The organism is Paraburkholderia fungorum (genome assembly GCF_900099835.1).
Lineage (GTDB): Bacteria > Pseudomonadota > Gammaproteobacteria > Burkholderiales > Burkholderiaceae > Paraburkholderia > Paraburkholderia fungorum_A.
This window is the reverse complement of record NZ_FNKP01000003.1, coordinates 1,406,575-1,428,910: the sequence shown is the minus strand read 5'-3', so window position 1 is coordinate 1,428,910 and position 22,336 is coordinate 1,406,575. Positions and strand designations below refer to the sequence as shown.

Below are 22,336 nucleotides of genomic sequence, written 5' to 3'. Positions count from 1 at the left end.
TTGCCGAGCGCCTTAAGGCGAAGCGCGGGGGGCGTCATCGTGTTGTCCGCGCTCGCCGGCGAGAGGCCGTTCACGTCACTCGGCTGCATGTTGATCCACGCTCGCCCGGTCGATCACCTGGACGCCCGTATCGGTGTGCGAGTCAGGCATCTTCGCGCCGGTGAAGATCTGGTTCAGCACGACCACGGCGTCATGACCCTGACGCTGCGGGTTCTGTGAGATCGTCGCCGTCAATGCACCGCCCTTGATCAGATCTTTGGTTTGCGGCAACAGGTCCGAGCCGACCACCGGAATCTTGCCCGCCAGGCCGTTGCGTTGCAGATACTGGCCGATGGCCGGGAAGCTGCAGCAATCCAGCGAAACGATGCCGGTGACATCCTGATGCGCGAGCATCGCGTTTTCGATCGCAGCGTAGATCTGCTGCGGCTCGTTACTCGTATTCACCAGTCCGACGATGGCGATGTTCGGATATTTTGCGAGCGACTGGCGCAGCCCCTTCTCGCGATCCTTCGACCATTCGGCCGCTGCATCGACGGTGAACACCAGCACCTTGCCCTTCTGACCCATGTGCTTGACCAGCGTGTCGCCCATCACCACGCCCGAATAGGCGAGGTCCTGTCCGACGAAACTCAGCCGATGCGAGGCAGGATTGTCCGTATTGAACGTGACGACCGGGATGCCTGCGGCAATCGCCTTGTTGATCACAGGCGCGAGCGCATCGGTCGACGACGACGATACCGCGATACCGTCCACGCCCTTGGTGATCCAGTTCTCCAGTTCCGCGACCTGCTTCTCGGCGCCGCCGCCGACCGGTCCCGTGAAGACCGCGTTGACGTTGAGTTCCTTCGCCGCCAACCCGACGCCCTTGCGCATCGGAGCCGCGACCGACAGCGCCGGATCGTGATACGAAACCACGAAGGTCGGCTTGGTTTTGGCCGCCGCCTGCGCCTTGATGGCGGGCGCAAGCTGGAAGTTCGCGTCGGGCGTCGCCGCGCTCGCGCCGGCCGACATCAGGGTCATCGCTGCTGAAAGCAGCACTGCGCACTTCGATACGAATGTCATGGTGTCTCCTCGTTGGATCAGGATTTCATTTCTTTGATGAAGTGACGCCGCCGATCAGAGCAGCGACCAATACGACGACGCCGATCAGCGTCGTTTGCCAGAAAGGTGTGACGCCGAGCAGGATCAGGCCGTCACGCACGACCCCGATCAGCAGCACGCCGAGCAGCGTTCCTACAACCGACCCTTCGCCGCCGCCGAGCCGGGTTCCGCCGATGATCACGGCGGCGATGACGTCGAGTTCGAGGCCGGAACCCGTGACGGCCTGGACGTTCTCGAGAAAGCCGAGGTTGATCGTGCCCGCGAAGGCCGCGAGCAGCCCGGCCAATGCGAAGGCGAGGATCTTGGTCCGCGCCACTGGCACGCCGACGATCTTCGCGGCGCGCGCATTGCCGCCCACCGCAAAAATATGGAACCCGAAGGTGGTGCGGTGGAGCAGTGCGTAGCCAATCGCCGCAATGACGATCAGCACCAGCACCTGATTCGACAGATGGCCGATCAGGCTGCCTTGCGCGAGCGCCTTGATGATCGGCGAGATCGACTGATCGGTCGGCAGCGACACCGACATGCCGTTGCTCATCACGAGCGTCGCGCCGCGGATCAGATACAGCGTGCCGAGCGTCGTGATGAACGACGGAATGCGTCCGACCACCGTGATGGCCCCGTTGAGCATGCCGAACACCACGCCCAGCAATAAGGTCACAACAATCGCCACCGGCTCGGGCACACCGTGGACGAGCATCATGCCGGCCGCCATGCCGGAAAAGCCGTACAGGGAGCCAACCGAAAGATCGACTTCGGAGATGATCAGCACATAGGTCGCGCCGATTGCCAGCACGCCCAGCAGGGAGATCTGCCTGAGCAGGTTGAGAATGTTGATGCTGGTCAGAAAGACGGGACTGGCGAACGCGAACAGCACGCACAGGCAGATCACTGCTGCCAGTACACCCGCCTCCCGGGATGCCAGAAAGCTCCTGAACGCGCTCGATATGGGCGAGCGGGCTACTCCATTGCTGGTCGCGTACATCATGTCTCCTGTTTTTTTGGAATCTGTTTCCGGCGGACCGGTATGTCTGTCTGTGTGCGCGCAGCACTGCGACAGCAGGTCGTGCCAATGCCGTCATCTCCTGCCGTCCGCAAAAATGGCAGCGCAAACATTCAATGCAAATGTTATCGCAAACAATTTGCCGTGGTCAACGGTTTGTTGAATTCTGAGCCGCGTGGCGAAGGCGCCCGACGGGTTCGTTGGGCGTGAACGTTTTTGGGCTGCCGGTAAGAGCCGGTGAAGGCTCCGCCCTCTCTCCCTCACTCATCAAAAAGCCCCCCACCAGGGAAAACCTTGCCCTATTTCGCATCGCAACTTCGTTGACTAACTTTCGAGTCGAAACTAAACTCCTTCGAAACGAAAGTAACGCAACCGAAGAGCGGAGACATGCTGGCAAGCAAGAGTTCACTGAAAAGACGGCTGCAGATTGTCGAGATGGTGCGCAAGCGCGGCGAAGTGACCGTTGAAGAACTGAGCCAGGCGTTCGACGTGTCCAGCGTGACGATCCGCAGCGATCTGACGTATCTCGAAGAGCAGCGCTATCTGGTGCGCTCGTTCGGCAAGGCGCGTTACCTCGCGCAGCGTGCCGACGAAAGCGTGCTGACGCCGCTCTCCGATTTCGCAACGCGCAAGGCAGGAGAGATGTCGGTCGCGAGGCTTGCTTCGGATTCGGTCGGCGACTATGCGTCGGTGATGCTCGGCGCAGGCGACATCGTCCACAAGCTGCTGCCCCTGCTGTCGGATCGCGCCAACCTCGCGCTGCTGCTCAACGACATCGCGATGGCACAAACGGCTCAACGCTTCATCCATTGCGAGTTGCAATTGACCGGCGGCCATCTCGACCAGAACAACACCGTGCTGACCGGGCCGGACGCCGAACGCTCGGTCAAGACACGTTCGCTCGATCTTTGCATTCTTGAAGCGACCGGTCTCGACGTAGACGGCAATCTGCTCTGCGCGGACCCGGGCCTCGCGCGCGTCTTCCAGGCCGCAGTCGCTACTGCGACCCGCTGCATCGTGGTCGCGTGGCAACCGCGCCTGTCCGAACGCGACGGCCACGTGTTCTGCAATCTCGCGGACCTCGACGGCGTCGTGATCGATGACGGCATCGACCCACCGACCATGGACCTGTTTCCCAACAAGCAACTCGACTTGTATCGACGAGAAAACGGAATTCTCGAATTCCGTCGAGCCACGCACTAATCCAATCAAAGGAAGAGACATGACAAAGCGCACTTCATTCACGGCAATGCTGTCCGCCATCGCAGGCGCCACGTTGATCGCGGCTTCGCCCGCGGCTCATGCGGCCGACGTGAAAATCGGCGTGTCGCTGCTGACCCAGCAGCATCCGTTTTACGTCGCGCTGGCTGACGCGATGAAGCAGGAAGCGGCCAAGGATCACGCGCAACTCGATATTTCGATTGCGAACCAGGATCTGAGCAAGCAGATTGCCGACGTCCAGGACTTCGTGACGCGCAAGGTCGATGTGATCGTGCTCTCGCCCGTCGATTCGAAGGGCGTCAAGGCCGCCGTGCTGACTGCCGAACACGCAGGCATCCCGGTGATCACCGTCGATATTCAGGCGCAAGGCGTTGAAGTCGCCTCGCACATCGCGACGGACAACTACGCCGGCGGCCAGAGCGCGGGGCAGTTGATGTGCAAGGTGCTGGGCGGCAAGGGCAAGGTCGGCATCATCGACTATCCGACCATCCAGTCGGTGATCGATCGGGTGAACGGCTTCAAGAAGGCGCTCGGCGGCTGTCCGGGGGTGCAGGTCGTGGCGGTGCAGCCGGGCATCACGCGCGCAGACGCGCTGAGCGCCGCGCAGAACATGTTGCAGGCGCATCCCGATCTCGACGGCATTTTCGGTTTCGGAGACGATGCGGCGATGGCCGCGGCGGTAGCCGGCAAGTCGGCGGGCAATCACGTCAAGATCATCGGCTTCGACGGCATGCCCGAAGCACGCGCCGCCGTCGACAAGAATCCGAACTTCGTCGGTGTGATCCGTCAGTATCCGGAAAGGATGGGAGCGCTCGCGGTCGATACCGCAGTCAAGGTCGCGGGTAAGCAGACGGTCGCGAAGACGATTCCGGTGACGCCCGGCGTCTACCTGCATGAAAACGCCAAAGAAGCCGCAAAATGAGCGTTCGCGCTGACGCAAACCGGCCCGGTCCGGGCCGGCCATCATCGCCGAGCGGCGTGGCGGACGCGATCCCTGGCGCCGCTAGCCTGCGTCCCGAAGCGGTCGCACCGCTGCTCGAACTGCGCGGAATCGCGAAGTCGTTCGGGCCGGTCGAGGCGATCAAGGATGTGTCGCTCAAGCTCCGGCGCGGCCGCGTGCACACACTGCTCGGCGAGAACGGCGCGGGCAAGTCCACGCTGATGAAAATCCTCGCGGGTGTCTACCAGCCGACGCGCGGCGAACTGCTGCTCGACGGCCAACCCGTTGTGTTCAGCCGCCCCGCCGACGCACAGCATGCGGGCGTGTCGATCATCTATCAGGAACTCAGCCTCGCCGCGAACCTGAGCGTCGCGGAGAACATCTTCGCGGGCCACGAGCCGCGGCGTTTCGGCGTCGTCGATTTCCGTGAATTGACGCGCCGCACGCATGAACTGCTCGTCGAACTCGGCATCCCGATCGACCCGGCTGCGTCCGTGTCGAAGCTGTCGATGGCGCAGCGGCAACTGGTCGAAATCGCCAAGGCGCTCAGCCGCGATGCCGATCTCGTGATCATGGACGAACCGACCTCGTCGCTATCCGATCGCGACGCCGATCTGCTGTTCGACATCGTGATGAAGCTGAAGGCGCGCGGCAAGGCGATCGTCTACATCTCGCACCGGATGGACGAAATCATGCGCATCTCCGACGATATTTCGGTCATGCGCGACGGTCGCTACATCGCCACCGAAAACAAAACCGACACGACCATCGGCGCGCTGATCACGTTGATGGTCGGCCGCGAAATGAGCGACGTCTATCCGCGCCGGGCCACGCCCTACCTGCGCGGCGGGAAAGCGCTGCTCGACGTGCGCGGACTGACGCTCGACACGAAATTCAACGACATCTCGTTCGACGTGCATCCGGGCGAAATAGTCGGCTTCTTCGGCCTGATCGGCGCGGGCCGCTCCGACGTGATGAACGCGCTGTTCGGCATCGGGCGCCCGTCTGGCGAGATCGTGATGGACGGCAAACGTCTGAAGTTGCGCTCGCCGGAAAACGCCATCTCCGCCGGCATCGCCTTCGTCACCGAAGACCGCAAACATCAAGGTCTCGTGTTGATGCACTCGATCGCGCAAAACGTGACGATGGCGAGTTTCGAGCGCAAAGGCTCACGTTTCGGCATCCTGCGCAGCCGCTTCGAAAACGACGAAACGGCCAGTGCGATCACGCAGATGAATATCAAGGCGCACGGTCCGTATCAACGCGTCGGAGACCTCAGCGGCGGCAATCAGCAAAAAGTCGTGTTCTCGAAATGGCTCGCGCTGAAGCCGAAACTGCTGATCCTCGACGAGCCGACACGCGGCGTCGATGTCGGCGCCAAATTCGAAATCTATCGCGTGATTCGTGAACTTGCCGCAGCGGGCACCGCCATCGTGCTGGTGTCGTCCGAATTGCCCGAGGCACTCGCGATGAGCGACCGCCTCGTGGTCATGCGCGAAAAGCGGATCGTCAAACAGTTCGACACGGCCGGGCTCACGCCCGAAACCGTCATGTCGTATGCAACGGGAGCCATGCAGTCATGAAATCCACTTCTCTTCAGGCGGAGCCGCAAACCGGCAAGGATGGCGACGGCAAGCGAAGCCCGTCGGCGGGCCGCGGCGCGCTGTCGCGACTCCTGCGCCAATACGGCGGCATCGTCTGCGGTCTGATCGCGCTGTGCGTGCTGTTTGCATTGCTATCGTCGAATTTCCTCGCGCTGAACAATCTGCTGAACATCGTGATGCAGGTGTCGATCATCGCGATTCTCGGCTTCGGCATGACCTATGTGCTGCTGCTCGGCGACATCGACCTGTCGGTCGGCGCGGTGATGGCGCTGGTCGGCGGGATCGCCGCGTTCGCCATGCAGCACGGCTTGCATCCGGCGCTCGCGGTGCTCGCCGCGATGCTGGCAGGGCTGGTGCTCGGCTGGATCAACGGCGCGTTGTCCGCGATGCTGACCATCCCGTCGTTCATCGTGACGGTCGCGACGATGGGCGTGTTCCGCGGCTTCGCATATATCACGTCGAACGGTCTGCCGATTTCCGTCGACGACGACCGCTTCGCCGCGCTCGGCAACGGCACACTGCTCGGCATCGCGTTTCCGATCTGGGTGCTCGCGGCGTTACTGCTGATCAATCACTTCGTTCTGTCGCGCACCGTGTTCGGACGCAAAGCCTATCTGGCAGGCGGCAACCGCGAAGCCGCGCTGTATTCGGGCATTAACGTCAGCCGCCTGCGGATCGGCATTTTCATGATTTCGGGGCTGATGGCGAGCATCGGCGGCGTGCTGATGACGTCCCGCCTCTACTCCGCGCAACCGAACGCCGGGATGGGCTACGAACTCGACGCGATTGCTGCGGCCGTGCTCGGCGGCACCAGCCTGAGCGGCGGCTACGGAACCATCATGGGCACGCTGATCGGTGCGTTGATCATCGGCGTGATCAATAACGGCATGAACCTGCTGAGCGTCCCCTATTTCTACCAACTCATCGTGAAAGGCGTCGTGATTCTCGTCGCCGTCTGCATCGATGTTCAAACGAAGAAGCGCCATGCCTGATCTGAAAAAAACTTCCGCTAGAACGGACGGTGCCATCCTGACAATGGGCGAGATTCTCGTCGAAATCATGGCGACCGAACGTGGCCAGTCGTTTCGCCAGCCAGGCACGCTGATCGGACCGTATGCGAGCGGCGCGCCGGCCATTTTCATCGACCAGGTCGCGCACATGGGCAGCCGCTGCGCGATGATCGGCTGTGTCGGTGCCGACGATTTCGGTACGCTGAACGTCGAACGCCTGCGCCACGACGGTGTCGACGTGTCCGGCATTGCCGTGATCAAGGACGCGACGACCGGCAGCGCGTTCGTCACCTATCGGGAAGACGGTGAACGCGACTTCATCTTCAACATCACGAACAGCGCGTCGGCACGCTTTTCGGTGGCGAATATCCGCGACGAACAGTTGAAAGACTGCAGCCATTTTCATGTGATGGGCTCGTCGCTGTTCTCGTTCAGGATCATCGAAGCGATGAAAAAGATGATCGAGACGGTCAAGGGACAAGGCGGGACAGTCAGCTTCGATCCGAACATCCGCAAGGAAATGCTAAGGATTCCCGAGATGCGCGAGGCACTCGATTTCATCCTCGACTACACCGACGTGTTCCTGCCGAGCGGCCACGAAGTGACGCTGCTGGCAAGCGCGAGTTCGGAGCGCGCGGCGATCGACGAATTGCTCGAGCGCGGCGTGCGGGAAGTCGTCGTCAAGCGCGGCAAGGACGGTTGCAGCTATTACGACGGCACACGCGAGATTCACCTGCCCGCATTCGTGGTCGACGAAATCGATCCGACCGGTGCGGGCGACTGCTTCGGCGCGACCTATATCGCGTGCTGGTCGCAGGGAATGAGCATCGAACAGTCGTTGCGCTACGCGTGCGCGAGCGGCGCGCGTGCAGTCACCGTACGCGGTCCGATGGAAGGCACCGCGACTCTGGCGGAACTCGATGAATTCATCGCGAAAACGGAGATTCACCATGTCTGACATCGTCTCCCGTCTGTCGAACGGACATCCGGCCGCTGCATCGTTGAAGGGCATTTATTCGATCTGTTCTGCGCACCCCTGGGTGCTCGCGGCCGCGATGGAACAGGCACGCGAGGACGGCACACCGCTGCTCGTCGAATCGACGTCGAACCAGGTTGACCAGTTCGGCGGCTATACCGGCATGAAGCCCGCCGACTTCGTTCGCTTTGTCCACAGCATCGCCGACGACACCGGCTTTGCGCGCGAGCACCTGATTCTCGGCGGCGACCACCTCGGCCCTAACGCGTGGCGCCACCTTCCTGCCGACGAAGCGATGACGCGCGCCGATACGTTGATCGACGCGTACGTGTCCGCCGGTTTCACGAAGATTCACCTCGATACCAGCATGGCCTGCGGCGGCGATCCAGAACGGCTGTCCGACAGCGTGGTCGCCGAACGGGCGTCGCGTTTGTGTGCGGTCGCCGAGGCCGCCGCAGCGCGGTTGGGCAATGGCCGCCCGCCGGTCTACGTGGTCGGCACCGAAGTGCCGGTGCCGGGCGGTGCGAGCGAAACGCTCAATACCGTCGATGTGACCAGCCGCCTCGCGGCGCTCGAAACAGTCGCGGTACACCGCGACGCGTGGCGCGCGCGCCAGCTCGACGACGCATGGCAACGCGTGATTGCGCTAGTGGTGCAGCCAGGCGTCGAATTCGATCATACGAAGGTGATCGACTACCGGCCGGAACTCGCGACCGGTTTGTCGGAGGCGCTGAAGGACCTGCCCGGCATGGTCTTCGAAGCACATTCGACCGATTATCAGAAACCCGAAGCGCTCGATGCATTGGTACGAGACGGCTTCGCGATCCTGAAAGTGGGCCCGGGCGTCACCTTCGCGCTGCGCGAGGCGCTGTATGCGCTCGCCGATATCGAAGCCGCGCTGTTGCCCGATCTGCTGCCTGACAGCGAGCGCTCGGGGCTGCGTGACGTGGTTGAAGCGGTGATGCTGCGTCGTCCGGGAAACTGGGAAAAGTACTATCACGGCGACGCGCGTACGACGCGCCTGCTGCGCACGTATAGCTACAGCGATCGCGTGCGTTACTACTGGGCCGATCCTGAAATCGATGCAGCCGCGCACAAGCTGCTGAGCAATCTAGCCAGCGTGACGATCCCTGAAAACCTGCTGAGCCAGTTCCTGCCGACCCAGTATTGGGAAGTGCGACGCGGTGCTATCGACGGCTCGCCCGAGAGCATTGTGCGCAGTAAGGTGCGCGAAGTAATCCGCGCGTATGCGAAGGCTTGCGGCGTAAAGCCGGTGTGACATCGCGGAAGAGCGGGCACCGTCTTCGGTCACCGCGAGAGGGTTTGTTTTGTCCTTTGGACGGTGCAACCACTGCACCGTCCGCACGGTGGCGGACCCTCCCTTACTTCTGCCGAACGGGTGTGTGGCGAAGCGGTGAAAAGCGGGGTCGGCCAATGACAGTTAGTTGCGTATCAGTATGCTTCGCCCCGATCGTATGAATCCCTTCGAAGCCGGCGGACTACTGCTCAACTGAAGCCATCGCCAACCCCGGCGCTCCAATCCGCCCGCTCAGGCTCTTCAATCCAAACGTCGCTGCAAGCGTCAATGCGGCGCACGCCACCATGAAGTAGCCCGGCGCAGCGGCATCGCCCGTGCGTGCAATCAGCCATGTACCGACAAGCGGTGCGGTCCCGCTAAAGATTGTGAAGCTCAGATTGAATGCCAGCGCTACACCGCTAAAGCGCACGCGCGTCGGAAACATATCGGCGATGATGCAAGCAAAAGTGCCGTTGATTAAAGCCGCGCCCAGCCCACCGAGAAACATCAGCGCAATCAGATCGATCCGGTGGCCGGCAGCCGCGTGATAAAACGGCATGGTCAGCACAATCAGCAACAATGCACCGGCACGCATCAGATGACGCCGCGCCACGCTATCCCCGAGCCGTCCAACCAGCAGAATTCCGATTGACGCCGTCGCCAGCGCAACGTTCTGACCCAGCGCGACCTGCCGCGGATCGTAGTGCAACACCTTGTCGAGATAGGCCGGCATGTGGGCGAACAGCAAGCCGTTATAAGCCGCCGTCGCCGCCGTCGTCAAAACGCCGATCAACACCGGACGCCAATAGTCGCGCATCAGTTCGGCAAAGGGATGCTTTGCGGCCATGCCTTTCATCTGCGCGAATTCCGGCGTCTCTTCGAGCTTTCGACGCAACCAGAACCCCAGCAAGCCGATCATCCCGCCGAAGATAAACGCAATCCGCCAACCGTAGGCGGCTACATCGTCGGGGGTGAGAAGCGCGTGGACGCCGAGGTTCACAGCCGCTGCCAGCAGCACGCCAGAGTTCACGCAAAAGAACACGATCCCGCAGACAAAGCCGGCCCGGCGCGGCACGGTTTCGACCACGTAGGTAATCGAGCCCGGCAATTCGCCGCCGAGACAGAAGCCCTGAATCAGCCGCAGCAGCACCATCGCCACGGTCGCCGCAATGCCCCAACTGGCGTAGGTGGGAACGAGGCCCATGCCGATCGTCGACAGCGACACGACGATCACCGAGACGATGAACACGCGCCGCCGTCCGTAGCGATCGCCGAACCAGCTCAGCACGGCGCCGCCAATCGGCCGCGACAGATAACCGATAGCGAACACGGCGAACGACAGCAACAACGCCATGGTCGGATCGAGCATCGAAAAAAACGCGCGCCCGATGAACTGCGCAAACACGCCGTAGACGACAAAGTCGTAAAACTCCAGCGCGCCGCCCAGACTCGCGAGAATGATCAGCCGCCACTGGCTCGTGCTCAGGCGGTCGAAAGGGACGCTGCGCGCCGTGGTGGTTTCGAGGGTTGGCATCATGTCTCCTGACGCATGGCTTATAGGAGCGGCCCGGCGCGCACGCCATGCCGTGCGGCGGCTGGTACAGGTTTAACTAGCCGGTTGCAGCGATACCGTATCGGGTCACTACGCTTCGAGCGGCACGCGCACGATCTGCGAAATATCCTCGTCGCCGAGCCCCTGCTCCACCGCTCGCGCGAGCCACAGCCGCACCAGCGACGCAACCGGCAGACTCACGCGCGAGTCATCCGCGAGCGCTTCGACTGCGTCGAGATCCTTGAGCATCGTGCGGATGGTCCCGGATGCGCGAACGGGCGGCTCGATCATTCTCGGCATCAGCGTTTGCAGCAGCACCGAGTCGGCCCATCCGCCCTGCAATGCGGCAGGTATCCGCGTAACGTCGATGCCCGCGTGTTGCGCAAGGCGTGTCGCCTCGGCGAGAGCCGCGATGGTCGTCATCACGATGGTCTGGTTGGCGAGCTTGGTGGCCTGTCCCGCGCCGCTGTCGCCCATCCGGGTCACACGAGCTGCGTACGCGGCGATCACCGGTGTCGCTGCGTCGAACGCGTTTGCCGAGCCGCCCGCCATCACGGCCAGCGTGCCGGCGGCCGCGCCTGCCGTGCCGCCGGAAACCGGCGCGTCGATCCAGTGGCCGCCTGTGCGCGCGTGCCAGCGTTGGGCCAACGCAATCGTCTGCGACGGCGACAGTGTGGAATGGTCGACCAGCGTGGTGCCGTCGCGTGCGCCGGTGGCGAGTCCGTCAGCGCCGAACACGACGGCTTCGACCGCGTCGGCGTTGGCGAGACATAGCATCACCATGTCGGCGGCCCTGGCGACTTCGGCGGGTGTGCGGCAGGCGACGCACCGTGGCGCAGCCCCGACGTCGGCTGACGATTCCTCCGCCAGCGCCGTCGCCTTCTCATGCGAGCGATTCCACACACGCACGCTGTGCCCCGCGTCGATGAGACGGCGTGTCATCGGCAGCCCCATCAGACCGAGACCGCAAAAGCCGATCGGGCGCGCGCTCACGCGACGGCTCCGTCGTCGCCGTGAGTCGGCGCATCGTAGGGCCAGTCGAGCGCGCCGGAATGCGTGACTGCGCCGAGATGCGCGGGCCGCACCAGCGCTTCGTATTTCTCCAGCACGCCCGCGAGTCGACGCTTCGGGCGCGCGGGCAACTCCGCGCGGCGTTGCGCGAGCTGCTCGTCGGAGAGATCGACACGCAAGCTGCCGCTGCGCGCATCGATGTGAATCAGATCGCCGTCGCGCAGCAACGCAATCGGTCCGCCCATCGCGGCTTCCGGTCCCACATAGCCGATGCACATGCCGCGCGTCGCGCCGGAAAACCGGCCATCGGTCAGCAGCGCGACTTTCTCGCCCATGCCCTGCCCATAGATCGCCGCCGTCACGCTGAGCATCTCGCGCATGCCGGGGCCGCCTTTCGGCCCTTCGTTGCGAATCACGAGCACTTCGCCCTCGCGATAGTCGCGGGCAGCGACCACCGCCATGCAGTCTTCTTCGCATTCGAAGATCCGCGCCTTGCCCGAGAAGGTCAGCCATTTGAGTCCGGCGATTTTCAGACACGCGCCATCCGGTGCGAGATTGCCGCGCAGGATCACGAGGCCGCCGTTCTCGCCGAGCGGTTCGTCGCACGACCGCACCACGGTCCCGTCCGGGCCGGCGTAGTCACGTAACGCCTGCTCCAGTGTGATGCCTTCGAGAGTGGGAACGTCGCCGTGCAGAAAGCCGCCTGCCAGCAACGCATTGAGCACCGCCGGCACACCGCCCGCGTGATGCAGGTCCTGCGCAAGATAGCGGCCACCAGGCTGCAGATCGCCGATCAATGGAATGCGTGCGAACACGCGCTGCACATCGTCGAGCGTGAAGCGGATGCCGGCTTCATGAGCGATCGCCGGAATGTGCAGCGCGGCGTTGGTCGAACCGCCGGTCGCGGCGACTGCGGCACAGGCGTTTTCCAGGCTTTTGAGCGTCACCAGATCGCGTGGCAGCGGGCCACCCTCCTTCAGCGTGCGCATCACCGTTTCGCCCGCGCGCCGCGCAATCGCGATCCGCTCGCTATAGACGGCCGGCACCATCGCCGAGCCAAGCGGCGCGAGGCCGAGCGTCTCGGCGACCATCGCCATGGTATTCGCGGTGAACTGCCCGGGACACGAACCGGCAGTGGGTGTGCACTGCTTCTCGATTGCATCGAGTTGCGCGCGGGTCATGTCGCCGCGTTGCGCGGTGCCGACCGCCTCGATGGTGGTGAGGATGGTTGCCTGGCGTTGCAGCCCCGTGCCCGCGCCGCCCGGGATCTGCCCCGGCGCGACGCCCGGCAGCATCGCGCCGCCGAACAGAAACACGCCGGGCACGTTGACGCGAACCATGCCCATCAGGATGCCGGGCAAGGTCTTGTCGCAACCCGCAACTCCGACCAGCGCATCGTACGCATGCGCGCGCACGAACAACTCGACGCTGTCCGCGACGACCTCACGCGACACGAGGCTCATGCGCATCCCCGCATGATTCATCGAGGTGCCGTCGGATACCGAGATGGCGGAGCCGCGAATCGGCACGCCGCCGCCCGCAGCGACGCCGAGCCGCGCATTGTCGGACACCTGGTTCAACGACATCGAACATGGCGTGTTCTCGCCGAACGTATCGACGATCGCCACAAACGGCTTCTGCATCGACTCGTCGTCGAGCCCGGTCGCGCGCAGAAACGCACGGTGCGGCGCGCGCGTCACGCCGTCGGTCACCATGCGGGAACGGTGTTTATGGAGATTGGTCATGGATGGGGTTTTCGTTTTCATTTAAGGGGACTCGCTCGCGGCCGAGGTCGCTGTGGCGACGGCTGGCGATGACTCGCGGCAAGCTCTGATCGTCATGCGCGCGGGCTGCATTTATCCGCCGTTCAGCAGCAGGCCGTTTTCCGCCGCTATCACCTGGCCGGTGATAGCCGGTGCCTGGGTCGCGAGAAACCATGCAAGCGCAGCGATTTCGGCGGGCTGCGACACACGTTTGAGCGGCGCCTGTTCGGTCATCCGGGACAGCACGCCGTCGTAGGCGTCGGCGTCGAGCACGCGCAGCAGCAGGCCGTCGTCGACGAGGCCGGGCGCGATCGCATTGACGCGAATGCGCGGCGCGAGATTGCGCGCGAGCGACAACGTCAGCGTATTCACCGCGCCTTTCGACGCCGCATAGGCAATCGACGACCCGGTTCCGTTCAGCCCCGCCAGCGACGACACATTGACGACGCTGGTGCTGCGCTCGGTGCTCGCCGATTCGCGCAACAGCGGAACGGCCGCGCGGGTCATCTGGTAAAGACCGATCAGATTCACGCGATAAACGCGCTCGAATTCGATGTCGTCGATCTGATCGAACGCGTTGTGCGGGATCACGCGCGTGGTGCCGGCGCAATTGATCAACGTATCGATTCTCTGCCAGCGGCTCGCGACCGCATCGACCGCGCGGAGGCAATCCGCGTCGTTGCCCACGTCGGCGTCGAACACCAGGGTCTGCGCGCCCGCGTCGCGACATGCGGCCTCGACGCCCGCTGCCGCATCACGTGTGCTGTCGTCGAAATTGCCGATTGCGACCGACCACCCCGCCTGCGCGAAGCGCAACGCGCAAGCCGCGCCGATGCCGGAAGCCGCCCCCGTGATCACGCAGACAGGCGTGCTCGATTGTGTCATTTGAACGTCCCTTCAGAGCGTTGAGAAGTGCGATGAAACGGAATAACCATCACGATCGCTGCGCCGATCAGCAGCGCGGCGGCGATCGCCAGCATGCCGGGAAGCAGCTTGCCGCCGCTCAGATCCGCCAGCCAGCCGACGATGAACGGACTGACGAAGCCCGCCAGATTGCCGGTGCAATTGATGACCGCAAGACCCGCAGCGGCACCCGCGCCGCCGAGCAGCGCAGTGGGAATGCCCCAGAACACGGGCGCGATCGAGTTGATACCGATGGCCGCGACCACCAGGGCGAGCACCGCGACGGCCACGTTGGCGGCAAACAGCACCGACGCGAGCAGGCCGAGCGCGCCGATCACGCAACAGAGCGCGACATGCACGCGCCGCTCGTTGCTGCGATCGGCATGGCGTGCGATCCAGATCATCGCGACGACGCTGATCAGCGACGGCACCGCCGACAGCAAGCCGATATTGCCGATGCTCGCCACGCCGCTCGCCTTGATGATGGTGGGCACCCAGAAGGCCAGCCCGTAGTTGCCCATCGCGATGCAGAAATACAGCAGGCCCAGCAACCAGACCTTGGGATTCGCGAATGCGCCGCGCGCGGTGGTTTCGCTGCGGGTCGCCGCGTCGCGCGCGAGGTCGGCGGCAATGCGGGATTTCTCTTCCGCATTCAGCCAGCGGACGTCGGCTATGTTGTCGGTCAGCACGAAGAAAGCTGCGATACCGACGACCAGAGAACCAAGCCCTTCGATCAGAAACAGCCAGCGCCAGCCCGCGATCCCGTAGACACCGGCGAAATGCGCCATCAACCAGCCCGACAGCGGTCCGCCAATCGCGCCCGACACGGGGATCGCCGCCATGAACAGCGCAATGATTTGCGAGCGACGCTGCGCCGGAAACCAGTTCGACAGATACAGCACGACGCCGGGAAAGAACCCGGCTTCAGCGACGCCCAGCAGAAAGCGCAGCACGTAAAACGACGTGGCGCCGCTGACGAACACCGTGAGACTCGACACGATGGCCCAGCTGACCATGATCCGCGCGATCCAGCGACGCGCGCCGACCCGATGGAGGATCAGATTGCTGGGCACTTCGAAGATGAAATAGCCGAGGAAAAAAATCCCGGCGCCCGCACCGTAGACCGTCTCGCTCAGCGACAGGTCGCTCAGCATTTGCAGCTTCGCGAAACTGACGTTCACGCGGTCGATATACGCGACCACGAACGCCAGAAAAAGGAAAGGCACGATGCGCCGCGTGGGCTTTGTGTAAAGCGCGGCGTGCGCCGGCCCGTCGAGTTCATGACCGAAGGCAACGCCGTTGCCGTATGAATCAGCGTTCATCTCTGTGTCCTGTTCGTGCCGCTGGCACGAAGTCTCCTGAGCATCTCGCGTTGCACCGGAGCCGATGCAGCGGACGCTATCTTGTGGGTATGCAAAGCCTGCGCCGCCTGGTTCCGGCGGCGGCCGGATCGGGCGGCGCTCAAGCGGCTTACCATCCCGGCGATTAAAGATTAACGACGTGGCGGTCATTGCCGCAAATCACGAATTCGGCGAAAGTTATAACTCCACGGTTATGTCATCCGCCGATTTTGGGGAAAACCCTGTGATGTCCAGCAACGATCCGATTGAGCGATTCTTCCGCAACGGACTGAAATTGCCGCATCTGCGGATACTCGTGAGCCTCGCGGATCTCGGCCAGGTCACGCGGGTAGCGGCGGCCTTTCACGTCACACAGCCGGCCATTTCGAAGCAGATCGCGGAGATCGAAGACGCGCTCGGCGTGACGGTGGTCAGCCGGGTCGGCAACGCGCTCGAGTTGACCGGCATCGGTCAGGTGATCGTGTCGTGCGGAAGAGAAGTGTTGCGCCAGATCGAACTGGCACGGCGCGACGTCAGCGCGCTCGCGTCCGGTACGGCGGGACATGTCCGGGTCGGCGCGGTCGTCACGATTCCCGAGCCACTGATTGCGCACTCGGTGCAGCTGTTTATCCGGCGCGCGCCGTCCGCATCGCTATCGTTTGCCGAAACCACGCTCGACCGTCTGATGCGGATGATGGACGACGGCGACCTCGACATCGCGCTCGGTCGCAACCGGATTGCCCCCGGCAACGGGGTTCAGTCGACACTCACGCAGGAGGTCCTGCATCGCGAGCCGTTCGTGTTCGTGGCAGGCACCCATCATCCGTTGGGCGACCCCGATCGCCCGGCCACGTGGGCCGATTTGAAGGGATGCCGCTGGATCACGCCGATGCAAAGTTCGCCGGCGTACGCCACGCTGGTCGAGACGCTTGCGTCGCACGATCTCTCGCCTGACCGGGGCGCGGTTGAATCGAGTTCGCTCGCGTTGAACGTCGCGCTGATTCGCAGCGGCGACTTCATTTCGATCCTGCCGATGTCGGTAGCACGGCCCCAGGTGATACGCGGCAACATGCGCGTGTTGCCGCTACCGCCGCTGCAACCGCTCGGCGAGGTCGTCGCCTATTGGCGCGCGGACTCGACCACCCCGGCGGCGGAACTGTTCAGTGCGTGTCTGAGGGAAGTGTCCAGCGACCTGCTCGGGGAGCAGGTGCCCGACGGGTACGGCGACGAGGGGTATGCGTGAGCACGGCCACCAGGCTATATCGCAGGGGAGTCGATCCGCGCAGGCGTCAACTACGCGTGGCCTTTTTACGGCCCCGTCCGGAGCCGCCGTTCCGAAAGGCTAAGGTGCCAGGCCCAGCTCGGCATCAATAGCCGCCACCAGGCGAGGATCGTCAGACACGATATCGGGCGAAAAGCGACCGACAACCCGACCATCACGGCTCACCAGAAATTTCTCGAAATTCCACAGCACATCAGGCGCCGTATTGGGTTCGATACCGTAACTCTTCAGTCTTTCGCGGAACGGACCATCACCTGTCGCGGCAGGCTGACTGTTCGTCAGCGAGCTGTACAACGGATGCTGGTCACCACCGACCACGGAAATCTTCGAGAACAGAGGGAAGGTCACGTCGTAGCTCGTGCTACAGAACGCCCGGATTTCTTCGTCGCTGCCCGGCTCCTGTTCCTTGAAATTGTTGGCCGGAAAGCCGAGCACCTCAAGACCTTGTGTACGCTTGTCCTGATAGAGCTTCTCCAGCCCTTCGTACTGCGGCGTCAGCCCGCACCTGGAAGCAACGTTCACTACCAGCAGTACCTTTCCCTCAAACTGTTTCAACGTCAGTGCCGTACCTTCGATCGACGTCAAAGGTATGTCGTACAGGTTTTGACTCATAGCTCACATTCTCGGTTGATCAAGGGGAACATCTTCATTGACGCTTCGCGCAAATCGACGGGATGATGAAGTCGGCATGTCACGTCAACACTACTTCGATCGAAACGCCCCTCACGATACCTCGCTTTCCAAAAACCGGCAGAACTCGCGATCAGATCGACGTATCGCGTCAATTTCTCTCCGGTACGTACGATCGCCGCCTGTTCAATTGGCAACCCGCTCGAAAAATGTACGACTTCAGGGAAGCCTGTTGTGATTGACCTGCTCGACCGCGATGCGCAATCTCGCCCCCCTAAAGAAAACTTCATTTTTCGGCTAGATAGATCCGCCTGCTACTTCGCTACGCTATGGCTTGCCGTCTCGCAGCGGGCCGGTTGACCGAAACGTCGTGCGCATCGGCACATTGATGAGCCGCGCGCAAAGATGGATACGACGCGTGCCCGATGCCGATCCGCACGAACGACGCGCCTGAAAGATGATGGATCTTGGGCCACAACGCCCGGACCTTCGCATATCTCCTCACATTGCCCTCACGCCCGCGCTCAAGCCGCGTGACGGGCTTCAGCGACTGCCGTCCATCCGTCCTGGTCAAAGACAGGATGCACTCTCGCCGCGCGACGGGGCGGCTCAATATCCAGACACATGAAAAGGAATGTCAGACAATGAATATGCGCAAGACAATTATTTCGATGTCGATTTTGCTGGGCATCCAGGCGCTCGCGGTATCCGCACCCGCATCGGCTGCGACCAGCGCGCCGGCTGCAGCAGTCACCCAGCAGCACGCTGTGCCGGTCACCATCCGTCACGTCGTGATTGGCGAAGGCGCACCGAAGATCATCGTTCCAACCACGGCTTCGACAGCAGACGAAGTGCTAGCTCAGGCTCGGGCGATTGGTAGCAACCCCGCTGTCGATATCATCGAATATCGCATTGATTACCTGAATTTCGACACCGATGCCGCGCAAGTGGCCGCACTGGGAAAGCAGGTCCTCGCCGCGGCCAACGGCAAGCCGCTTATCCTGACCTTCCGCACCAAATCGGAAGGCGGCTCGAAGGAAATCACCGATAAGGAATACGGAGACCTGTACCTGGCTCTGATCAAGGCGCACTTCATCGATATTCTCGACGTGGAAATGTTCCGCCAACCCTCCGTCGTGCGCGAAGTAGTCGACGCCGCGCACGCGGCTGGAATCAAGGTCGTGATGTCCAGCCACGACTTCAGGAAGACACCTTCGACAGAGGAGATCGTGTCCCGCCTGCGCAAGCAGGACAAGATGGGCGCGGACATCCTGAAGATCGCTGTGATGCCGCATAACGTTGCCGATGTGCTCAAGCTGCTCACCGCAACGGAGCAGATTCGGGACCGCTATTCCCGCAAGCCGCTATTGACGATGTCGATGGGCGGATTGGGTGCGGTATCGCGCTTCTCTGGCCAGGTGTTCGGCTCCGATCTCACTTTCGGCATGATCGGTGAAGCCTCGGCGCCGGGCCAGGTGGATGCCAAAGCGCTGCGTCAGGTACTCGACACCATCAACGGCGCGGTCAGCGGCAAGTAACCATGTGGCGAGCCGCTCGGGGTCGGCTTTGGCCCGATGAGATATCTGCTTCGGCCACGCATATCTACTGCACACTGGATTAGCAGAACCAGCCGCCAGGTTTCAGCGGCGGCCAATCGCTTCTTCCGCGTACTGTCCGTCGATATGCGATCGTCAAAGATGGACGCGTCCCACTCTGACCATTTGCGGCAATGCCAATGGATTACTGGTCGTAGTACTCGTGACGTGCTGCGTGATGTTGAACAATTGTCCGCGCAGCCGGATATCCTGTGACGATGCCCCCACGAGGATCTCAAAGGGCGCTGCGTCTGAGACCCATGCGGTGCGGCTGGTATCGTAGTACGCCAGCGACCGCTGATTCAGATACACGGTGACGCGCTGCGTTTCCCCGGGCTGAAGAAATACTTTTGCAAAACCTTTGAGTTCTTTAATAGGGCGAGGCACTGGAGCACCCTGCTCGCCAACATAAACCTGGGCTGCCTCGGACCCGGCAACCTGGCCCGTATTGGTCACGTTAAACGACACCGCAATACGGTTATCGGCTGATGCGACTTGCGGAGAGATCCTCAGCCCCGAGTAAGAAAACGTCGTGTAGGACAATCCGAAACCGAATGGAAAGAGTGGCGTGCGATTGTTCTTCTCGAATCCACGATATCCAACGAAAATGTCCTCGGTGTAGGTCATCGCATCGAAGTCGAGAGAATTTGAGTACTGCGGGTAGTTCGGATAAGTCGGGTTGTCAGTGATACTGCGCTCGATAGTGATAGGCAACTTACCGGAGGGGTTCACGTCGCCAAAGAGAATTTCGGCCAACGCCTGTCCTCCGTTCTCTCCTGGGTACCACGCATGAAGTGCGCCGCCGACCTGCCCTATCCACGAATGCATGTCGAGACCTGTGCCACCGTGCACTACCGCAATAGTCTTCGGATTGACGTTAGAAAGGTTGGATATCAACTCGTCCTGAAACTCTGGAAGCGTGAACGGATGGTCAAAGCCCTCACCTTCATATTCGTAGCTGTTCCCGACAGCGACAATAACCGCGTCATAGCTGCTTAGGTTGGGAGGGGGCACGAGAGAAGCCCAACTCAATTGCGCTCCGAGGAACCCTCCAAATACGCCAACGTACCCAGACCGTGGAGAGTAATCGAATTGCACCGTGTACTTCTGGCCCGCTTGCAGCAAGACCCGAGCGCTTGACGGAATAGTGGGCGGAATTGAATTTCCAGGCAGTGGATTGCCGTCTCCATTGGAGAGAACTAGCTGCCCATTGACGTAAAGACGAACTGCGCCGTCTGCTCTTGCCTTGAAAACGTGCGCTCCCGTGACTGTCGGTGTTACGACACCGATCCAACGCGCAGACGCGGGGGTTGACGTGCTTCCTCCGCTGCCATACGTGGTGGCGGGTCCGGTAGCAGTCCCCGTTGCACTGCCTGTCACGCTGCCCGTACCTGTGCCGCTTCCTGGCCCGGTCGTGGTAGTACTTCCGCTGCCTGTCGATGCACCGGCCGTCACCAGATTGATGTTCGGTTCGATGCGAGTCAGCACGGGACTTCCGCTCCAGGTCGCATTGCTGAAATACTGCGCCTGAACGCCTGCTGTCCCACTGGTGGTAGTCCATACGCTGCGCGACGGGTCCAGCGTCATGGCATCGATCAGGTCGACCCGCGCACCGCCGGCAATCTGTTGCAGACCGCTTAGCTCGCTGATATAGACGGGCGAGATAATGTTTGCACTGCCATATCCAGTAGGCGGTTGACCCGTCGCCAGCTCGCCAATCACGGCAACACTTTTGACGCTGCTGCGGCTGAGAGGCAGCAGGTTTCCGGAGTTCTTGAGTAACACGATTCCTTCTCGCGCCACGTCGAGCGCAGCGCGTTCGGCAAACGGAGGATGCGACACGTTTGTCGCTGCGGGCACGCCATTGTTGAACCCGTAGGCAACCACGCGACCGAGGATGCGGCTTACCTTGTCATCTATAAGGCTTTGCGTTATCTGGCCGCTCGAGATATAGGGACTCAATGCCTCTGGCGCGAAAAGCGATGCTGACGGACGCTCCATGTCCACGCCGGCAAGCGCGGCGGGCAGCGTATGTTTCAATGCGGCGTAGTCGGACTCGACGAATCCTCTAAAGCCCCATTCGTTTTTGAGCACCTGTTGAATGACGTGGCTATTCTCGCAGACCGGATCGGCACCGTTAAGCCCCTGGAACCCGCACATCACGACGGCTACGTTCGCATTTTTCACGGACGATTCGAATGGGACCAGATAGATTTCGCGCAGCGCGCGCTCACTGACGGTCTCCATCAAACTGAAGCGGTTGACCTCCTGTTCATTGGCGAGGTAGTGCTTTGCGTCTGCCCAGACTCCTTGCGACTGAATGCCGTTGATTTCCGCTGCGGCCAGCACTGCGCCGAGATAAGGATCCTCTCCCGAGACATACTCGAACGAACGGCCCGCATAAGGTGTGCGATACATATCCATGCCAGGACCGGCTATTTGCTGGAAGCCGCTCAAGCGCGTCTCCAGCCCGAGGGCGACGCCCACTTCCTTAGCGCGATCAGAGTTAAACGTCGATGCAAGCGCAGGACCGGCCGGATAGGCAACCCCCGGCGGCGTCGCTAACCGCACGCCAAGTCCCGCGTCACTCGCCTTGATTTGCGGCAGGCCCAAGCTCGGTACGGGCTTCACATCCCAGGCGCCAGTACCGCTGATGTAGTCCACTTTCTGCGCCGATGACATCTGGCTGAGTAGCGACTGGACAATGACACTCACCTGAGCTTCGGTCGATGGCGTAAGTGGTGGCGCGGAGTAAGCAACGACAACACCAGCACCAAGAAGGATCGCAACTGCATATCGAATACTCATGGCGCCACCCGCTTCGGTTGCGGTCGCTTCAGATCATCGACGTGTCGAGATCGTGTCGACCAATGTCCAACTGACAATAGTCCCAAACGCAGAAATGGAAAGATTCGTAACACATGGTTACACAGACGAACTATCATTTTCTTGTACGTCTGTAACACTCCGAACTAATGCATTCGACGGAATTAAATTCAGCAGATAAAGAACTCCGAAGGAATGCTATGTTTAGTTAATTGTGTTTGTTTTTTATAACCATCAAGTGCAGTGAGGTGGCAGCTATGATTGCCAATCGTCTCCTGAAAA

Annotated in this window: 17 protein-coding genes; 8 read left to right on the top strand and 9 right to left on the bottom strand. The window is 61.9% G+C overall.

The annotated features are described in order from the left end of the window. Positions 1-75: 75 nt before the first annotated feature. Positions 76-1,062: a sugar ABC transporter substrate-binding protein gene (locus tag BLS41_RS35565; RefSeq protein ID WP_074773047.1), complete on the bottom strand. Its 987-nt coding sequence runs from the start codon at positions 1,060-1,062 to the stop codon at positions 76-78. A 25-nt stretch (positions 1,063-1,087) separates the two neighbouring features. Continuing rightward, the gene (locus BLS41_RS35560) at positions 1,088-2,086 is read right to left on the bottom strand and encodes an ABC transporter permease (RefSeq protein ID WP_171910386.1); all 999 of its coding nucleotides are present in this window, start codon (positions 2,084-2,086) and stop codon (positions 1,088-1,090) included. A gap of 405 nt (positions 2,087-2,491) precedes the next feature. Here BLS41_RS35560 and BLS41_RS35555 point away from each other — a divergent pair, with 405 nt between their 5' ends. Genes BLS41_RS35555 through BLS41_RS35530 form a run of 6 tightly spaced genes read left to right on the top strand, consistent with a single transcriptional unit; the run spans position 2,492 to position 9,134 of the window. Next, on the top strand, positions 2,492-3,307 hold the full coding sequence (locus BLS41_RS35555) for a DeoR/GlpR family DNA-binding transcription regulator (protein WP_074773041.1): 816 nt from the start codon (positions 2,492-2,494) through the stop codon (positions 3,305-3,307). A 19-nt stretch (positions 3,308-3,326) separates the two neighbouring features. Then, positions 3,327-4,247, top strand: coding sequence for a substrate-binding domain-containing protein (locus BLS41_RS35550; protein WP_074773038.1), 921 nt, complete (start codon positions 3,327-3,329; stop codon positions 4,245-4,247). After that, on the top strand, positions 4,244-5,848 hold the full coding sequence (locus BLS41_RS35545) for a sugar ABC transporter ATP-binding protein (protein WP_083380248.1): 1,605 nt from the start codon (positions 4,244-4,246) through the stop codon (positions 5,846-5,848). The genes BLS41_RS35550 and BLS41_RS35545 overlap by 4 nt, the downstream gene beginning before the upstream one ends. Next, positions 5,845-6,861 (top strand): ABC transporter permease, encoded by a 1,017-nt coding sequence (locus BLS41_RS35540; RefSeq protein ID WP_074773035.1) that lies wholly within the window; start codon positions 5,845-5,847, stop codon positions 6,859-6,861. The genes BLS41_RS35545 and BLS41_RS35540 overlap by 4 nt, the downstream gene beginning before the upstream one ends. Next, positions 6,854-7,837 (top strand): tagatose kinase, encoded by a 984-nt coding sequence (locus tag BLS41_RS35535; RefSeq protein ID WP_074773032.1) that lies wholly within the window; start codon positions 6,854-6,856, stop codon positions 7,835-7,837. The genes BLS41_RS35540 and BLS41_RS35535 overlap by 8 nt, the downstream gene beginning before the upstream one ends. Continuing rightward, positions 7,830-9,134: a D-tagatose-bisphosphate aldolase, class II, non-catalytic subunit gene (locus BLS41_RS35530; protein ID WP_074773028.1), complete on the top strand. Its 1,305-nt coding sequence runs from the start codon at positions 7,830-7,832 to the stop codon at positions 9,132-9,134. Before BLS41_RS35535 ends, BLS41_RS35530 begins: the two co-directional genes overlap by 8 nt. Positions 9,135-9,354: 220 nt before the next feature. Here BLS41_RS35530 and BLS41_RS35525 read toward each other — a convergent pair whose 3' ends face one another. The 5 genes from BLS41_RS35525 to BLS41_RS35505 form a co-directional block, all read right to left on the bottom strand. After that, a complete protein-coding gene (locus BLS41_RS35525) occupies positions 9,355-10,686 on the bottom strand; it encodes an MFS transporter (protein WP_074773025.1) in 1,332 nt (443 codons plus the stop codon). 108 nt (positions 10,687-10,794) lie between these two features. Further along, positions 10,795-11,697 (bottom strand): NAD(P)-dependent oxidoreductase, encoded by a 903-nt coding sequence (locus BLS41_RS35520; protein ID WP_074773022.1) that lies wholly within the window; start codon positions 11,695-11,697, stop codon positions 10,795-10,797. Continuing rightward, entirely contained in the window at positions 11,694-13,460 is a 1,767-nt protein-coding gene (gene ilvD / locus BLS41_RS35515; RefSeq protein ID WP_074773019.1) for a dihydroxy-acid dehydratase, read from the bottom strand. The genes BLS41_RS35520 and ilvD overlap by 4 nt, the downstream gene beginning before the upstream one ends. A gap of 111 nt (positions 13,461-13,571) precedes the next feature. Further along, positions 13,572-14,363 (bottom strand): SDR family NAD(P)-dependent oxidoreductase, encoded by a 792-nt coding sequence (locus BLS41_RS35510; protein ID WP_074773016.1) that lies wholly within the window; start codon positions 14,361-14,363, stop codon positions 13,572-13,574. Continuing rightward, entirely contained in the window at positions 14,360-15,703 is a 1,344-nt protein-coding gene (locus BLS41_RS35505) for an MFS transporter (protein WP_074773013.1), read from the bottom strand. Before BLS41_RS35505 ends, BLS41_RS35510 begins: the two co-directional genes overlap by 4 nt. A 265-nt stretch (positions 15,704-15,968) precedes the next feature. Here BLS41_RS35505 and BLS41_RS35500 point away from each other — a divergent pair, with 265 nt between their 5' ends. After that, entirely contained in the window at positions 15,969-16,964 is a 996-nt protein-coding gene (locus tag BLS41_RS35500) for a LysR family transcriptional regulator (protein WP_083380278.1), read from the top strand. Positions 16,965-17,063: 99 nt separating this feature from the next. Here BLS41_RS35500 and BLS41_RS35495 read toward each other — a convergent pair whose 3' ends face one another. Continuing rightward, on the bottom strand, positions 17,064-17,615 hold the full coding sequence (locus tag BLS41_RS35495; RefSeq protein ID WP_074773010.1) for a glutathione peroxidase: 552 nt from the start codon (positions 17,613-17,615) through the stop codon (positions 17,064-17,066). A gap of 662 nt (positions 17,616-18,277) precedes the next feature. Here BLS41_RS35495 and aroD point away from each other — a divergent pair. Beyond that, positions 18,278-19,171, top strand: a complete 894-nt coding sequence (aroD, locus tag BLS41_RS35490) for a type I 3-dehydroquinate dehydratase (protein WP_074773007.1) — start codon at positions 18,278-18,280, stop codon at positions 19,169-19,171. Between the two features lie 153 nt (positions 19,172-19,324). Here aroD and BLS41_RS35485 read toward each other — a convergent pair whose 3' ends face one another. Beyond that, complete coding sequence (locus BLS41_RS35485) at positions 19,325-22,036, bottom strand: beta-glucosidase (RefSeq protein ID WP_074773004.1); 2,712 nt, start codon at positions 22,034-22,036, stop codon at positions 19,325-19,327. Positions 22,037-22,336: the final 300 nt, after the last annotated feature.

Excerpts from the sequence above, each read along its gene's own strand:
- BLS41_RS35565 (WP_074773047.1), bottom strand. The coding sequence starts at position 1,062 with ATGACATTCGTATCGAAGTGCGCAGTGCTGCTTTCAGCAGCGATGACC.
- BLS41_RS35560 (WP_171910386.1), bottom strand. The coding sequence starts at position 2,086 with ATGTACGCGACCAGCAATGGAGTAGCCCGCTCGCCCATATCGAGCGCG.
- BLS41_RS35555 (WP_074773041.1), top strand. The coding sequence starts at position 2,492 with ATGCTGGCAAGCAAGAGTTCACTGAAAAGACGGCTGCAGATTGTCGAG.
- BLS41_RS35550 (WP_074773038.1), top strand. The coding sequence starts at position 3,327 with ATGACAAAGCGCACTTCATTCACGGCAATGCTGTCCGCCATCGCAGGC.
- BLS41_RS35545 (WP_083380248.1), top strand. The coding sequence starts at position 4,244 with ATGAGCGTTCGCGCTGACGCAAACCGGCCCGGTCCGGGCCGGCCATCA.
- BLS41_RS35540 (WP_074773035.1), top strand. The coding sequence starts at position 5,845 with ATGAAATCCACTTCTCTTCAGGCGGAGCCGCAAACCGGCAAGGATGGC.
- BLS41_RS35535 (WP_074773032.1), top strand. The coding sequence starts at position 6,854 with ATGCCTGATCTGAAAAAAACTTCCGCTAGAACGGACGGTGCCATCCTG.
- BLS41_RS35530 (WP_074773028.1), top strand. The coding sequence starts at position 7,830 with ATGTCTGACATCGTCTCCCGTCTGTCGAACGGACATCCGGCCGCTGCA.
- BLS41_RS35525 (WP_074773025.1), bottom strand. The coding sequence starts at position 10,686 with ATGCCAACCCTCGAAACCACCACGGCGCGCAGCGTCCCTTTCGACCGC.
- ilvD (WP_074773019.1), bottom strand. The coding sequence starts at position 13,460 with ATGACCAATCTCCATAAACACCGTTCCCGCATGGTGACCGACGGCGTG.
- BLS41_RS35510 (WP_074773016.1), bottom strand. The coding sequence starts at position 14,363 with ATGACACAATCGAGCACGCCTGTCTGCGTGATCACGGGGGCGGCTTCC.
- BLS41_RS35505 (WP_074773013.1), bottom strand. The coding sequence starts at position 15,703 with ATGAACGCTGATTCATACGGCAACGGCGTTGCCTTCGGTCATGAACTC.
- BLS41_RS35500 (WP_083380278.1), top strand. The coding sequence starts at position 15,969 with ATGTCCAGCAACGATCCGATTGAGCGATTCTTCCGCAACGGACTGAAA.
- BLS41_RS35495 (WP_074773010.1), bottom strand. The coding sequence starts at position 17,615 with ATGAGTCAAAACCTGTACGACATACCTTTGACGTCGATCGAAGGTACG.
- aroD (WP_074773007.1), top strand. The coding sequence starts at position 18,278 with ATGAATATGCGCAAGACAATTATTTCGATGTCGATTTTGCTGGGCATC.
- BLS41_RS35485 (WP_074773004.1), bottom strand. The coding sequence starts at position 22,036 with ATGAGTATTCGATATGCAGTTGCGATCCTTCTTGGTGCTGGTGTTGTC.